The organism is Dyella sp. 05T440 (assembly GCF_056395965.1).
Genome location: NZ_JBFTKN010000020.1, coordinates 47276 through 61232, shown reverse-complemented (window position 1 = coordinate 61232; position 13957 = coordinate 47276). Strand labels below are relative to the sequence as shown.

The window sequence follows — 13957 nt, the reverse complement described above, 5'->3', positions numbered from 1 at the left end:
CATCGAGGTTGAAGGCGTAGAACAGCGGTGCTTGCGCAGCTTGCTGACGACCCATCATCGTGGCAACGTCCACTTGTCCGATGGGTAGGCAGTGAATCAGCTTCAGACGGCCGATTCAACTGACTTTTTCAACACAATCGACCCAAAGCGGACGCACACGATTCAGGGGGAAAGATGAGCGCTAACATCCAATTGGTGGCCGTATCGCCATGACCTTAGCCAATCCGGCCGACAACGTCGCCTACCACGTTGTGATCGACGGCCTCGACCCCGAGGCTCAGCAAATTACATTGCGGCACTTCAAAACAAGATCGGGAGGTGCGAACCCACATGACCTAAGTCTCTATGTATCCGTCACCTGCAACCTTGCGGATATCGATGGATGCCTAGCTTGGGTTGCAGCGACAGTTGCCGGTCGGTTCCAGAGCACGCACATTAAGATCAATATTTGGACTGATCTGAACTGGACCGAATTTACGATACCGCCTGAACTTGCAGGCATGTCTTCAAAATACGGCGCGGACATTAGGGTCTTCTTCGCAAGCAAACGTCAACCGTGAGCGGTGGACTGCAGCGGCAAATTGGAAGGTCCGCTTCCGACCCAAAGCGGCCAGTTTCGAGTTTCCCGAATCTTCGGGAGCGAAGGATCACGGAGAGATTCAATGAGAAAGCAGTTGGCGGCGCTATGCGTTTTGCTTTCACTTGGAGCGTCAGCGAAAGACGGTGAACAAAGGTTCGAGATAAGCAATGTCAAAGTTGGTCTTGCGTGCGTGAAGACCACGCTTGAACCGGGCCAGGATGGTTGGGTTTGCCAGCCGACAAAGGACATCTACGTGGTGGATCAGGGGTCATGCGTTTACGACAAGCGCGAAGTGCCCTGCACCTGGCATGGCCTGGAATTTGACTACAAGGGCGCCAAACCTGGTGCCAGGCTCGTTTGTAACGTGACCAGCAGCCAGCCGTCCGTCCTTGGGAACCCCAAGAGTGCTGCGAAATCGGGGGCAAAGCAGCTCACCTACGAATTACGACTGGACAAAAGCGAGGGACATCATTTCGAAGCTCAGTACATGGTCTTCGAATTGCGTGAGGTTAGCTCTGCGGATGTGGCAGATCACACTCAATGCTCGCTGGATGGTCACGTAGTATTGTCGTATGACCAAGTGTTTCACTTCCCTGTAAAGAGCCACTGATGCCCGTCAGGTGAACTGTCCGCGTTCGACCCAAAGCAGACATCATGGAAAACCTCTAGATGGATGGATCGACGATGAAGATCGCCTGTGAACGTCACGAAGACCTCGAGCTGAAAGAGCTCTATGACGCTGGAATGGATGTCAGCTGGGCCGGGGAGACGATCTCATTTTTCGACGAGGCACAAACTTTCGTTTTCAGGCTGGATGATTCCATGCCCGGCGAGGCACAGCTCTCGAAGCTCATAGAGAACGGGCGCTCGCTAGCCGTGAAGCTTGGCAAGGCTTTTGCCGACAATGAAGTTGAACTACCCCGGACGAATCCGCTTCTCATCCAGGCACTGGAATTCCTGAGAGATACGCGGGCGGTCAGCCGACTGGCCGTCTACGATGGCCCTAGGGGCTTCTATGCACGAGTGCTGGTGGGCGAAATAGTCGACATCCAGCGGTAGCTAAGGGTGGCGTGGACGTGTTGCTGAGCCGTCTAGTAATGTCCGCTTTCGACCCATCACGGACATCACGTTTAAGAAAGTCACGGAGTTAGGGGAAAGCAAATGGGTAGCATCGGTATTGTCGTGCGAGCGGATCGGGACGCCGAATCGTTGGGTAGTGACTGGGTGCCGCCTCCACTCGGGCCACGGCAAGTCGTTGAGGGCCTCGTGACGGAGCTTATGGAGGGCGCGGTAGAGCTTCGACTCACAGCCAACGTGGAAAGCGTGGCAGAGAACCCCGACCCGCGCGCAATCACGTTCAGTGGGGTCTGGGGAGACGAGGAACGTGTTGTGTTAAGGCAGATCTGCAGTCGACTTGAGGCTCGCTTCTACGACGCGGAAGAGTGCGGCTTTATCGAGCTCTAGCTCCGGAATCTAAGGTCTGCTTTCGACCCGCAGCGGACCTTGCGATACTTGCTTGAGGTTCGTTGGGGGCATGGGGATGGCGCGAGAATGGAACCTGAGTGGGCGCTTGCGGCTGGGCATCGTGTGCCTCGCTGTGGCCTACCTGTTGGTTGCCTGGTTCTGGAGCGGGCATCACCGGTCCATCATGTCTTCCGCCTATGACTGCTCGGCGATGCTTTCGATTCTGGCGCTGGTTCCCAGGCGAACACGATTATGGGTCGCTGTTTGCTTTGCGGTTGCCGTGCCGCTTTTCGTGCGACTTGCGTTGGATTTTTCTCGTCTCTCACAGTAGCGATTGGCTACGAGCTGCCGCGAGATCGGCATGGAAGCCTGCGGTGGCGCTGCAGGCAACGGGTTGTCGCGTGAAGTTGATCGCGCCGCAGTTCGTGGAGCCGTAGGTAAGAAGCAATAAGAATGACGCCAGGGATGCGGGGGCGACATTGGAACGGTGGAGAATAGATCTTATGGTGCTGCGAGCTACGATCGAAAACGGGATTGAGCACCACGTTTAGAGGTCACGCAGGAGGTCGTATGAGTGTTGATGAGAAAATCAACGACTATTTCGCTGCCCAGCCCGAGCCGAAGTGCGCGGATATGAGGGAGTTGCACCGCGTGATCCTGGGTCTCATGCCGAAGTGCAAATTGTGGTTCATGGATGGCAAGGACAGCTCGGGCAAAACTGTTTCCAACCCAAATGTCGGGTACGGAATTCAGACGATGAGATACGCCAACGGAGACACCCGGGAGTTCTACCAGATTGGCATCAGTGCAAACACCACGGGTATTTCCGTCTACATTCTCGGGATCGAAGACAAGAAGTACTTGGCGCAGACCTATGCAAAGGATCTTGGCAAGGCCAAAGTAACCGGGTACTGCATCAAGTTCAGAAGGCTGCGCGACATAAGCATAGAGACACTGAAAGCAGCCATGCGATATGGCATTGATCAGACGACCGGCTAGCATGACTGGCAGTAAAGGCAATCGTACCTGTGCGTTGCCGGAGCTTGCTGGGCGGCTCAGTAGCAGCGGGATAACGTACGCACGCACCGCAAGGTCCGCTTCCGATCCAAAGCAGAATCCCCATTTGGCCTACTGCCGCCATAAGATTCGTCAAGCTGTTCCAGCCTCAGGTGACAAATGGTCAAGTACCCTGTTGTGAATATCGGCGAGTTGCGTCGCATCGTGAACGACCTTCTGGATCATGTTGAATCCGTGAATGGCCCTGAGCTTCGACTTGACCAGGACTATTACTGGGATTTGAGCAGCGAGGCCATGTACGACGTCACCAAGAAGGTGTCTAACGTCGATCTGGTGGGAAGCCTCGGCGATAGTTGGGAGTTTCTACTGAACATGCAGCGCGACGACATCAAGCAAGATGGCCCTTCCCTCATGCTCATCCATGCGGCGCCACTGTTGCGCTATATCGGGGAGAAAGTGGGTCAGTAGGCGGAAGCGCCACCTTTCGGGTCGAAGCGGCCACCGTTTGGTATCCGGGCATGCCGCGCCATCTGCCAATCCAGTGCAGGGGATGATTTCATGCAGGCGACGTTCACTGGGCTGGTGCTCGTACTGGCAGGGATGAGCATGGCGTCAGCGTCCCATATCGGACAGGCCGCTTCGCGTGGCGACCTCAATGCGCCCGACACCTATTTCCGTTCGTCTTGGAAATCTACGTGCTCGGTTGCGGGCGGCCCCACGATCATCGAGTTCACGTCGGCTGGCGGAGATGCCACCGAGGACGATATGCAGGTGGTGGCAACGTGGCCTGACGGGTCGTCGACCAAGGTGGGCTTGAAACCGGGGCTCTTTCCCCAGTCCAGGGGATTTTCCAGCGCAAGTGCTGGCTGCGAGGGGATCGGTGTGACGGTGCCGCGGCAGGATCAGATGTTGCTTTGGATTAAACGCGACGAGAGACCGGCCAGGTCCCGCATGGTGCTGGTGTTACTGGACACGAATCAACGGCGCGTGCTTGATGCGGTGGACGACGCGGGAAACGAGCTGTGGGGCAGCGAACTGTGCCTGACAAAGTCGCAACCGGCACTTTACGAAACGGTACTTGTCGGCGGCTACCAGGCGCGCGGCCAGACTGCTGAACCTCTGGATCTGCCGCGTATCATGCGTATCGAAGTAGTTGGCAACCAACTGAAACTGACTTGGGGCGACTGGGTCTCCAAATCGCACAGGAAAGGTAGGTGCTTCGATTAATGGCGGGCAAAGAGTCAAGCGGTTAAAGCGTCCACGTCCGACCCCATGTCGACATGTCAGAGACCAGGCCGCATGTCGAAGCGGCGGCCCCGGGCATATGAAGACCGCGCTGGGCACCAAGGCCAGATGCGCCGATGGCGTTGAACCGTGCCCCGGCGCCTGACGATCTTGTGAATGGCTGCGCAACTTCCTGCGCTTTTCTTCAGTTCCTTGCGCCACGGGCGCTTTTTTATGCGATGTTGTCTGCACATCGCAAGTAACTGCAGAGAGTCTGCGGCTCCTTGCGGGGGACGCCAACCATTTCTCTTCTCAGGTACGGGACCAACATGAAGCGCGCTCTTTCCTTTCTTATCGTGGCCAGCTTGCTTGGCGCCAGCGGTCTGGCTGTTGCTTCGTCCCATGATGATCACGGTCATGGCAACGACAAGCATTGGGACGACGACCATGGTCATGGCCACAATCCCATGGACGAGGGCCGCCACGACAACGGCAAGCACAAGGGCTGGTACAAGAAGGGCGACCGCTTGCCGGATTACTACTATGCGCGCGAGTACTACATCGTCGATTACCCGCGGTATCACCTGCGCCGGCCGGATCCCGGCTATCGCTGGGTGCGCGCGGACGGCGGCCAGTTCTATCTGACGCTGATCTCCAGCGGCGTCGTCATCGATATCGCCGCCGACCTCTGATCGCACATCGGGTTCAGCAGGCCATCCTGGTTGACTGCCTGCTTCCGGCCGGAGGCAGGCCGTCGAGGCAAGTCGGAAGGCAAGCAGCAGGCGGCAGCGCCGCGACTGTCACCTGGGCTTCGCATTGCCCATAAACTACGCATCTTATCCAGGAGATGCCCGCTCGTGACGCACTATATCGGCCCCCTGCTCACGCGCTCCGTTGCCGACGGGCTGTTTGCTGCGCGCGATGCCGGCGCCAGTGAATGGGCGGGTTCGATGGACCTGGGGCGTTCGAGCGGCAGCGCAGCGCTGCACGCGGAAAGCTGGCAGTGGAAGGGCCAGAGCTATCCGTATCCGGCGAAGGTCAAGGATCGCACCATCTATTACTGGGACGGTGAGGCGTTCTCACCGGTGTCGCGCTATGCCGGCTCGCTGATCAAGCTGGTGCCCACCGAATGGGGGGCGCCTACCTTCGAGATCGACGGCATCAAGATGCTGCCCACCTCCAAGGAATCGCCGGTGGACGATGCGCGCCGCAAGGTGGCGTTGGTGGACCCGCGCGGCAAGGTGGTGCTCGATACCTGCGGCGGCCTCGGGTACTTCGCAGCGTGTTGCCTGGAGGCGGGCGTGGCGCGACTCCAGTCGTTCGAAAAGAATCCGGACGTGCTGTGGTTGCGCACCATCAATCCGTGGTCGCCGGATCCGGACTCCGATGCCGCTGGCGGCCGGCTTGAACTGACCCATGCGGATGTCTCGCAGGCGATCGTGCAGATCGCCGATGCCTCGGTGGATGCCTTGCTGCACGATCCACCGCGCTTTGGCATTGCCGGTGAGCTGTATTCGCAGGTCTTTTACGATCAGCTGGCGCGCGTGCTTCGTCGCGGTGGTCGCCTGTTCCATTACACCGGCAGCCCCAACAAGCTCACCAGCGATCGTGATGTTCCGCGCGAAGTGGCCAGGCGGCTGGAGAAGGCGGGTTTCCGTGCCGAGCTGGCATTGGATGGCGTACTCGCAACGCGGCGCTGAGCAGGGCGCTTGACGAGTAGACGGCTAAACATCTGACGGAGGTTTTGCATGTCTGGCAGAACGGCATCGTGTTACTGCGGTCAGTTGAGCATCGAGGTGCAGGGCGAGCCGCTAGGCGTCGGGGTCTGCCACTGCCTGGCCTGCCAGCAGCGCACGGGCAGCGTGTTTGCTGCGCTGGCGGGTTTTAGTGCGCCATACACGGTCACCGGCGATGCCACCGAATTCGTGCGTACCGGCGACCACGGCTCGCAGTTTCGCTTCCGCTTCTGCCCTGTGTGCGGGAGCAACGTGTTCCACACGGAAGAGGGCGTGGAGGGACGCGTCTCGGTGGCGGTGGGCGCTTTCGCAGATCCCTCATTTCCGCCACCGGCCGACTCGGTCTATGAAAGCCGGCGGCACTGCTGGGTGCAGTTGCCCGAAAACGTCACGCGCTACGACACCGACCCGTCCTAGCGCGCATTGTCACGCGATCACTCAATCCTTGATCGCGCCCAGCTGCTTGAGCAGGGTCAGGTTGTCTTCCAGATGCCAGTTTTCGACGATCTTGCCGCCGGTGACGCGATAGATGTCGGTGGCGATGAAATCGATCGCCTGTCCCTTGCCCTGGATGCCGTTGAAGTTGCCGGTGAAGTGGCCGGCGAAATGCAGATGCGACACCACGCGGTCGCCGACCACCAGCATCTGTTCCACCTCGCAAGTCAGGTCCGGCACCGCCTGGCGGAGCGCCTTGGAAGCCTGTAACGGACCGTCAGGCCCTTGCACGCGCCCCGGCGGCGGCGTGCGATCGACAAACTGAGGCGACAGCGCCTGCTTCGCCAGTGCTTCATCGCCGTTGTTCCAGAACGTGTCGTAGCGTCGGGCGGCCAGCACGTTGGCGCGGGCGGTGCCTTTGGGCAGGCTGGGATCAACGATTAGCTGTTTGGGCACGACCAGCGAGGCGTCGGTGGCCGCCTGGGCCAGGGGCGCGGCAGCAAGTGCAGCCAGGAGCAGGGGGGCGACGAGGTGACGAGCGGCCATGACCGGTCTCCGAAAGGGTGGCTTACGTTAGCGCCGGCCCGGTGACGAAAGAATCAGTGCGGCGCGCAAAGCATCCTTTCCAAAAACGAAAAAAAGGCCGGCCAAGGGGGCTTGAACCGGGCCGGACGAGCCCCAACAGGACGTGCGCCGTTGGGGTCGTCAAACGCATTTCAAGTGGCCATGCGATCTATTTGGACGGCTAAATAATCGCTGAAAGCGCTTCCTTGAATCACCTGCTGCCAGCCACATCTCCTTGTCACCGGTCGCTACGGGGCCGGTGCGTCGCTGCATGTTGCGCGACGTCTACCTGTTGCTCATTGGAGAATTGGTTATGCGTACTGTTCTGGATTTTTCGCCGCTGCATCGTTCCAGCATCGGCTTTGATCGCGTGTTCGACTTGCTGGAAGCAGCGCGCACGCAGGCCAACGACAACTGGCCGCCGTTCGACTCGGTAAAGCTCAGTGAAGACAGCTACCGCATCACGATGGCCCTGGCCGGCTTCAGCCGCGAAGACATCAGCCTCACCGTGCAGGCCAACATGCTTACCGTCAGCGGCGAGCGCAAGGGTGAGCAGGAAGGCGAAGTGCTGCATCGTGGCATTGCCAACCGCCCGTTCAACCGCCGCTTCGAGCTTGCCGAGCACGTGCAGGTGACCGGTGCGCGCATGGAGCATGGCCTGCTGGTGATCGACCTCAAGCGCGAAGTACCCGAGGCTTATAAGCTGCGCCGCGTCGAGATCAGTGACTCGGCGGTGTCGCCGTCCGTGTCGCAACTGCGCGATCAGGCCGCGTAATTGCAGCTGACCACAAGCTGATGGCATCGAGAGGGTGACGGCGTCGTCACCCTCTTTTTGCATGTCCGTGATGCGCGCCGGTGACACTGGTGTTCCATCGATCCAACGTCACAGGAGTACCGCATGCGGGCTAGTCGAATGCTCGTCACGGTGTTGATTGCCATGCTGGCGTGGCCGGCCGCGCATGCACAGCAGCTCGCCAATGAACCGGTGAAGCAGCTGGATCTCAAGCGCTATCTCGGTCAGTGGCACGAGATTGCGCATCTGCCGATGTTTTTCCAGCGCCAGTGCGTGGACAACATCAGTGCCGCCTACCGCTCGTTGCCCGACGGCCAGGTGAGCGTGCGCAACGCCTGCCGCACGCGCAATGGCGAGATGGACGCATCCGATGGCATCGCACGCACCACGCCGGTGGCCGGCGCACTCAAGGTGCGCTTTGCGCCTTCATGGTTGTCCTGGGTGCCCTGGGTGTGGGCGGACTACTGGGTGCTGGATGTGGACCCGGATTATCGCTGGGCGCTGGTGGGCAGCCCGAGCCGAAACTATCTGTGGGTGTTGTCGCGCGATGCGCACATGCAGCGCAGCCAGTTCGAGGCCTTGCGTCATCGCGCGGCAGAGCGCGGCTATCCCACCGAGCGGCTGGTGATGTCCGCGCCGCTCGATTAAGCGTCGTCGGCGCGTTCGCGCACGCGATCCATCAGCTCGCGCAGGCGCTTTTGCTCATCACGGCTGAGCACGCCGAACAGCTGTTCCACCGCGTGCCGCTTGGGTCCCTGCACCTCGTCGAGCTTGGCCTGGCCGACCGCGGTGATGATCACCAGCTGGGCACGCCGGTCGCTGGGGTGGGGCGAGCGCTCGATCCAGCCACTTTCCTCCAGTGCATCCAGCGCCGTGGTCACGGTGCGGGGTGCGTAACCCATCTGCGTGGCGATATCGCTGGGCCGGCACGGCGCCAGTCGGGCCACCAGGGCCAGCAGCTTGGCCTGCGAGAGCGAGAGGCCGGCCGCCGTCATGGCCGCGTCGACGTGCTTGCGCACCAGGTGATGCAGCGCGAGAAAGGCATCGGCCAGTTCGACCGTGGCCGACTTGCCGGGGGTTGACTTGGTTGGGGGCGTCATGGAAAAGTATTGAGCAAGCTCACTATGAGTTGCATCCATTATACCGTCGCGCCCCCACCGCGACCAGCGAGGTCCCCATGTCCACCTCTCCCCGTGAAATCCGGCGCGTCCGCCATCCCCTGAAAATGCGCGAACTGACCGTAAAGCGCCTGACCCCGGTCTCGCCGCGCCTGCTGCGCGTCACCCTTACCGGCGATCTGGACGACTTCGTGTCCGCCTCATTCGACGATCACGTGAAGCTGTTCCTGCCGGCCGATGGCGAGTCACGGCCAGCGTTGCCCACCGTGACCGAGCAGGGCATGACCTTCGATCCATCACGTCCGCGCCCTCCCAGCCGCGACTACACCCCGCGCCGTTACGACCGGGCCGCCAACGAGCTGGATATCGAATTCGTGCTTCATGGCGACGGTCCAGCCGTGTCGTGGGCGCGAAACGCCAGAGTGGGCGGCGTGCTGGGCCTGGGCGGCCCGCGAGGTTCATCGATTCTGCCCGACGGGCTGGACTGGTACCTGCTGGTCGGTGACGAAACCGCCTTGCCGGCCATCGCGCGTCACCTGGAAGAGGCCGCAGCGGACGAATGCATCGTCGCTCTGGTTGAAGTGGAGAGCGCCGACGCCCGCTTCGACATCACCACCGCAGCAAACGCCAGTGTCACCTGGCTGTGCCGGGAGGCCGGCGACGCCGGGCTGGCGGACGCCGTGGCCGAGTTGATCCTGCCCGAAGGCGACGGCTTCGCGTGGGCGGCCGGCGAGTACGCCAACATCCGCCAGGTGCGGCAACGCCTGATCGATGTGCATGGGCTGGACCGCCAGCGCATCCGTGCCTCCAGCTATTGGAAGCAGGGCGAAGTGGCCAGCCATGAAACGCTGACCGACTGAGGTCAGGCGCGCGCTCTACGTAGTTTTGCTATTCCACTTTGCAAACTGCGGGCGTCAAATGAAGCGCTCAGGGCCGGCGCTACGCATACCCAGGCCTTCATCGTGAGGTGACAATCATGTCGAAGACGAAGGACGGGCAAGCTCCCAAGGTCACCCGCATGTCGAGGACGAAGGACGAGCGAGCTCCCAAGGTCACCCGCAAGCGCCCCGCGAGCGCGGGCAACGGGCCCTACGACAAGTTCGCCCATCGCGGCGACGGGCCGCTGTCGCAGGAGAGCTGGCTGAAGAGTCCGGGCGATCGTCAGGCGATGGCACGCGCCATCCGCGACAAGGTGACCCGCAAGTCGCTGGGTGGCTGGAAGCCGGCGAAGAATCGCTTCGATCCCGTCGATGTGCTGATGGAAACCTCCAAGGGCCGCGTGGAATCGCTGGTGCCGATCCGTTATGGCCGTATGATGGCCTCGCCGTTTGCTTTCTATCGCGGCGCGGCGGCGATCATGGCGGCGGACCTGGCCACCACCGCGAGCACCGGCATCCATCTGCAGATTTGCGGCGACTGCCATCTGGTCAACTTCGGCGGCTTCGCCACGCCCGAACGCAAGCTGGTGTTCGACATCAACGATTTCGACGAAACCACCGTGGGCCCGTGGGAATGGGACATCAAGCGCTTGTGCGCGAGCCTGGTGGTGGCCTCACGCGCGAACGGCTTCAGCGAGGGCGACGCCAAGGACATCGCGTGGGAGGCCGCAACCGCCTACCGCACGCACGTGGCCGACTACGCCCAGATGCCGGTACTGGAGGGGTGGTACGACCATATCGATCTGCAGGACGTGATCGATCGCATGCGCGACGAGGAGATGAAAAAGCTCGCGACCAAGAGCGTGCACAAGGCCGTGCAATACACCGCGCATACCAAGGAATTCATCAAACTCACTGTCGAAGGCGGCTCACCGCCGCGCATCCAGGACGAGCCGCCGCTGATTTACCACGACGAGGACCTGGCGAACTACATCTCGCCGGACGAGCGCGCCGCCGCGTTTGCTGACTATCGCGAGTCGCTGCTGCCCGAACGGCGCGTGCTGCTGGATCGCTTCAATGCGGTGGACTCGGCCGTGAAGGTGGTGGGCGTGGGCAGCGTGGGCACCTATTGCGGCATCTTGCTGATGGTGTCGGGCAATGGCGATCCCTTGTTCCTGCAGTTCAAGGAGGCGCGGCAATCGGTGATCGATCCATTTGTCGCCAACAAGCCCTACAAGCACCAAGGCCAGCGCATCGTGTCCGGCCAGCGCCTGATGCAATCGGCCAGCGATTTGTTTCTGGGCTGGTCGCAAGGGCCTCGGCGCCACTTCTATGTGCGCCAGCTGCGTGATGCGAAGGTTTCGCCCCAGGTGGAGATCATGCGCGTCCCCAATCTGCGTCGTTACGGTCGCCTGTGTGCACACGCGCTGGCACGCGCGCACACGCGTTCGGGCGATGCGGTGCTGTTGTCCGCGTACCTGGGCAAGAGCGATGCGTTTGCCGATGCCATCGCCTCATTCGCGGTGCCGTATGCGGACCAGAACGATCGCGACCACGCGACGCTGGTGAAGGCTGTGCGCGCCGGCAAGGTCGATGCGATGACCATCCCTTAGTGCGACGGCGGCGCTGTCTGCAGGAGTCGCGTCGCCAGCTCCACGCTGTGCGGTGCGGCCAGGCCGCCGAAGTGGTTGTCCACTTCATCCAGCTGTTGTTTCGCCGCGGCGATGTCGTTGCGCGCCCATGCCGCATCGACCTTGGCCAGCGCCTGTTCCAGTTCGCTGGCGATACGTGCGCGGCATGCCTGAAGCCGGGTGGCGTCGGGTGGTTGGTGGCTTTCCAGCGACGTCAGGGCGCGATCCAGTGCAGCGGCGCTGGCCAGGTCATGACCTGTCGAGGGGATCGAGCGCAGGTCGACATCGTCGATGCACCATTCGTGCAGGGAATGGCGGCTTTGCCGGTCCACGTCCATCCGGGCGGAATCTTGCTGGCCGGTGAAATAGACGATGCGCGTGCCCGTCTGAAACTGTTCAAGCAAGGCTCGCGGAGGCAGCGGAACAGCGCTGCCGATGGGATCGCTGCCGGCCTCCAGCAATGCACCGTGGAACAAGTCCGGATAGCCAAGCGCAAGGCGTAACGCCACACGCGAGCCGCCGGAGAAGCCCGCGATATAGACACGCTGTGGATTCACGCGGTATCGCGCCATGGCGTTGACGGCGGCAAGCAAGGCCACGGGATCGCGACGATCGAGCGGGCTTGTGTCGTTGCCGATATTCGCGGCGGTTACAAAGATCATGCCGTGGCGATCGAGGATAGACGTCCATTCACTCGGCACCCGCGCCTCGTTCCACGGTGGCACGAACACGAGCAGGGCGTAACCGTCGGGCGGCGCCTGCGCAGGCACGTACAGGGCAAACTGCTCGCGCGTCAGGTCGATGGGTTGGTCGACAATCGCGGTGCCCGTCGACGCGGCGCGTTGCTGCAGCCGCCAGCCATTCAAGGGCGTCACCAGTCGTCGCATCAGCTCGGGGCTGCTGGAGACGCTGCCGTATTGCGTGAACACCACCTTGGTGAGGACGCCCTGGGCACCATCGCTGGCCGAGGCGGCAAACGCCACCCCGGCCATGCATGCCAAAAAAAGGCCACGACAGTTCATCTTGAAAGACTAGCACCGCGATTGCACGGCGCGGCCGGTTGTACGGGTTACTTGCCGGGCGTTTGTGGCATCACCATCGTGCTGGTCCCGTACGGGGGGTGCAGGGTGCCCTTCGCGTAGTCGATGGTCAGCTGCATATAGCCGGCCGAATAACGCGTGCTTACGCGCTCGCCATCGGGCTTCAACTCGTACTCGGTCATGCCGTGCTCGGCATGCGGAAACAGCGCGGTGGTGATCGGCAGACCCTTGGCTTGCAGCGAGGCCAGCCGGCGCAGGGTCTCGCCGCTGGGTGCATCGATATCGTCCTGCGCCAATTCCCACAGCTGCGGCGTGTGGAGTTTCTCAAGCACGGCCATGGAGTCGTAATGCCACGGCGTGTTCCACATATACGCCTTGCCCTTTTCGCGGATATCGGCGCTGCTCATGGGCAGCACGAGATAGCTAAAATYGCCGCGCACATCCTTGTACCAGGGCTCCTTGCCGTACTTGGCCTTGGCTGCGTCGAGCTGGTCGTAGCCTTCGGCGAGATGGCTGGAGAGGATCAGTCCGATGGCATCGGAGAGCTCCCACGCCTTGTCGATCACCGACTGGTCGTAGCCCTTGAGCTTGAGGTCGAACGCGACGGCTTCGCGATCTTCTTCCAGCGGCGAGATGGCAAGGCCATAGCCCACGATCACGAAATCCACCTTGGTGCGCGAGGCGGCGAGCGGTGCCACCCAGCCGCCCTGGCTGCCGCCTCGATAGCCCACGCGGCCTGCGCGCGCGCCGGCCAGGCGACGGGCCTCGGCGACCGCGGCCACCGCGTCGTTGGCGAGCACGTTGAAATCCTGCGTGTAGATGCCACCGGAGGCGCCGGTGCCGCGCTTGTCGTAGACGAAGGCGCCCACGCCTTCGGCCGGAAGTTCGCGCTGCATGAAGTCGAAGGAGAGCGCCGAATCATGCTCCGAGCCGTGCACCAGCACGACCACCGGAACCTTGGCCTTGCCTGGCGGAAGGATCAGCCGGCCGACCAGCCGCGTGCCGCCGTCGCCGGCAAAGGTGATGTCCTGCATCTGCAAGGCGATGCGCTCGCCCTCCTTGCCATCGAAGGTCAGCTTGCCCTCGGCGCAATCGCTGAAACGCACGTCCTTGCCATCGGGCCGGTCAGTCCAGCCAAAATGGCTGGTCCATACCTCGTTCGCGCCGCGGGTGAGCTTGCCGGTGCTGCCATCGAGGCGTCGCCAGCGCAGCCCAGCGTCATCCGTTGGCGCAATGTCCAGCGTGCTGCCATCGCTCAGACGATAAGCGCCGACATGGCAATTGGCGGTTGGTGTGGCAGCGGCAAGCAAGGTGGCGAGTAGCGTGGCTAGCATGGACGTTTCCATCGTCGATGAGTGATGGGCAGGCTAGCACCGGGGCCGCACGCACCCACTGGCCGCAAGTCATGGCGGTGCCAAGAGTCATGGCTGGATACGCGGATGCAGTGTGCGGCATTCGCGACGGGCCGGCCCCTCGT

17 protein-coding genes are annotated in these 13957 nt (G+C 61.8%); 13 read left to right on the top strand and 4 right to left on the bottom strand.

Translation table 11 applies throughout. From position 1 onward, the window contains the following. The first annotated feature begins 209 nt into the window (after window positions 1-209). The 9 genes from AC1DE1_RS19825 to AC1DE1_RS19785 all read left to right on the top strand — a co-directional run bounded on the left by AC1DE1_RS19825 (window position 210) and on the right by AC1DE1_RS19785 (window position 6438). On the top strand, window positions 210-560 hold the full coding sequence (locus AC1DE1_RS19825; protein WP_477175186.1) for a hypothetical protein: 351 nt from the start codon (window positions 210-212) through the stop codon (window positions 558-560). Between the two features lie 102 nt (window positions 561-662). Further along, window positions 663-1190: a hypothetical protein gene (locus AC1DE1_RS19820; RefSeq protein ID WP_477175185.1), complete on the top strand. Its 528-nt coding sequence runs from the start codon at window positions 663-665 to the stop codon at window positions 1188-1190. Window positions 1191-1264: 74 nt separating this feature from the next. Then, a complete protein-coding gene (locus AC1DE1_RS19815; protein WP_477175184.1) occupies window positions 1265-1639 on the top strand; it encodes a hypothetical protein in 375 nt (124 codons plus the stop codon). 975 nt (window positions 1640-2614) lie between these two features. Further along, window positions 2615-3043, top strand: coding sequence for a hypothetical protein (locus AC1DE1_RS19810; protein WP_477175183.1), 429 nt, complete (start codon window positions 2615-2617; stop codon window positions 3041-3043). A gap of 177 nt (window positions 3044-3220) precedes the next feature. Continuing rightward, entirely contained in the window at window positions 3221-3529 is a 309-nt protein-coding gene (locus AC1DE1_RS19805; RefSeq protein WP_477175182.1) for a hypothetical protein, read from the top strand. Between the two features lie 90 nt (window positions 3530-3619). Beyond that, window positions 3620-4288, top strand: a complete 669-nt coding sequence (locus tag AC1DE1_RS19800; protein WP_477175181.1) for a hypothetical protein — start codon at window positions 3620-3622, stop codon at window positions 4286-4288. Between the two features lie 326 nt (window positions 4289-4614). After that, on the top strand, window positions 4615-4977 hold the full coding sequence (locus tag AC1DE1_RS19795; protein WP_477179277.1) for an RcnB family protein: 363 nt from the start codon (window positions 4615-4617) through the stop codon (window positions 4975-4977). A 165-nt stretch (window positions 4978-5142) separates the two neighbouring features. Next, window positions 5143-5985, top strand: a complete 843-nt coding sequence (locus AC1DE1_RS19790; RefSeq protein WP_477175179.1) for a class I SAM-dependent methyltransferase — start codon at window positions 5143-5145, stop codon at window positions 5983-5985. A 48-nt stretch (window positions 5986-6033) separates the two neighbouring features. Beyond that, complete coding sequence (locus AC1DE1_RS19785) at window positions 6034-6438, top strand: GFA family protein (protein WP_477179276.1); 405 nt, start codon at window positions 6034-6036, stop codon at window positions 6436-6438. 21 nt (window positions 6439-6459) lie between these two features. Here AC1DE1_RS19785 and AC1DE1_RS19780 read toward each other — a convergent pair whose 3' ends face one another. After that, window positions 6460-7002: an ester cyclase gene (locus tag AC1DE1_RS19780; protein ID WP_477175177.1), complete on the bottom strand. Its 543-nt coding sequence runs from the start codon at window positions 7000-7002 to the stop codon at window positions 6460-6462. Between the two features lie 331 nt (window positions 7003-7333). On the opposite strand from AC1DE1_RS19780, the gene AC1DE1_RS19775 reads away from it, so the two are divergent. Continuing rightward, entirely contained in the window at window positions 7334-7795 is a 462-nt protein-coding gene (locus AC1DE1_RS19775) for an Hsp20 family protein (protein WP_046972018.1), read from the top strand. Window positions 7796-7918: 123 nt separating this feature from the next. Then, a complete protein-coding gene (locus AC1DE1_RS19770) occupies window positions 7919-8461 on the top strand; it encodes a lipocalin family protein (RefSeq protein ID WP_477175176.1) in 543 nt (180 codons plus the stop codon). Here the strand turns inward: AC1DE1_RS19770 and AC1DE1_RS19765 are convergent. Continuing rightward, window positions 8458-8913 carry a MarR family winged helix-turn-helix transcriptional regulator gene (locus AC1DE1_RS19765; RefSeq protein WP_441605592.1) on the bottom strand — a complete coding sequence of 152 codons (456 nt, stop codon included), beginning with the start codon at window positions 8911-8913 and terminating at the stop codon, window positions 8458-8460. The genes AC1DE1_RS19770 and AC1DE1_RS19765 overlap by 4 nt on opposite strands. A 77-nt stretch (window positions 8914-8990) precedes the next feature. Between AC1DE1_RS19765 and AC1DE1_RS19760 the strand changes: the two genes are divergently transcribed. Both AC1DE1_RS19760 and AC1DE1_RS19755 read left to right on the top strand, forming a co-directional pair. After that, window positions 8991-9791 carry a siderophore-interacting protein gene (locus AC1DE1_RS19760; protein ID WP_477175175.1) on the top strand — a complete coding sequence of 267 codons (801 nt, stop codon included), beginning with the start codon at window positions 8991-8993 and terminating at the stop codon, window positions 9789-9791. Window positions 9792-9907: 116 nt separating this feature from the next. Then, on the top strand, window positions 9908-11422 hold the full coding sequence (locus tag AC1DE1_RS19755; RefSeq protein WP_477175174.1) for a DUF2252 domain-containing protein: 1515 nt from the start codon (window positions 9908-9910) through the stop codon (window positions 11420-11422). Here the strand turns inward: AC1DE1_RS19755 and AC1DE1_RS19750 are convergent. Next, window positions 11419-12423, bottom strand: coding sequence for an alpha/beta hydrolase family protein (locus AC1DE1_RS19750; protein WP_477175173.1), 1005 nt, complete (start codon window positions 12421-12423; stop codon window positions 11419-11421). The genes AC1DE1_RS19755 and AC1DE1_RS19750 overlap by 4 nt on opposite strands. A gap of 86 nt (window positions 12424-12509) precedes the next feature. Then, complete coding sequence (locus tag AC1DE1_RS19745) at window positions 12510-13814, bottom strand: alpha/beta hydrolase family protein (RefSeq protein WP_477179275.1); 1305 nt, start codon at window positions 13812-13814, stop codon at window positions 12510-12512. Window positions 13815-13957 lie beyond the last annotated feature (143 nt).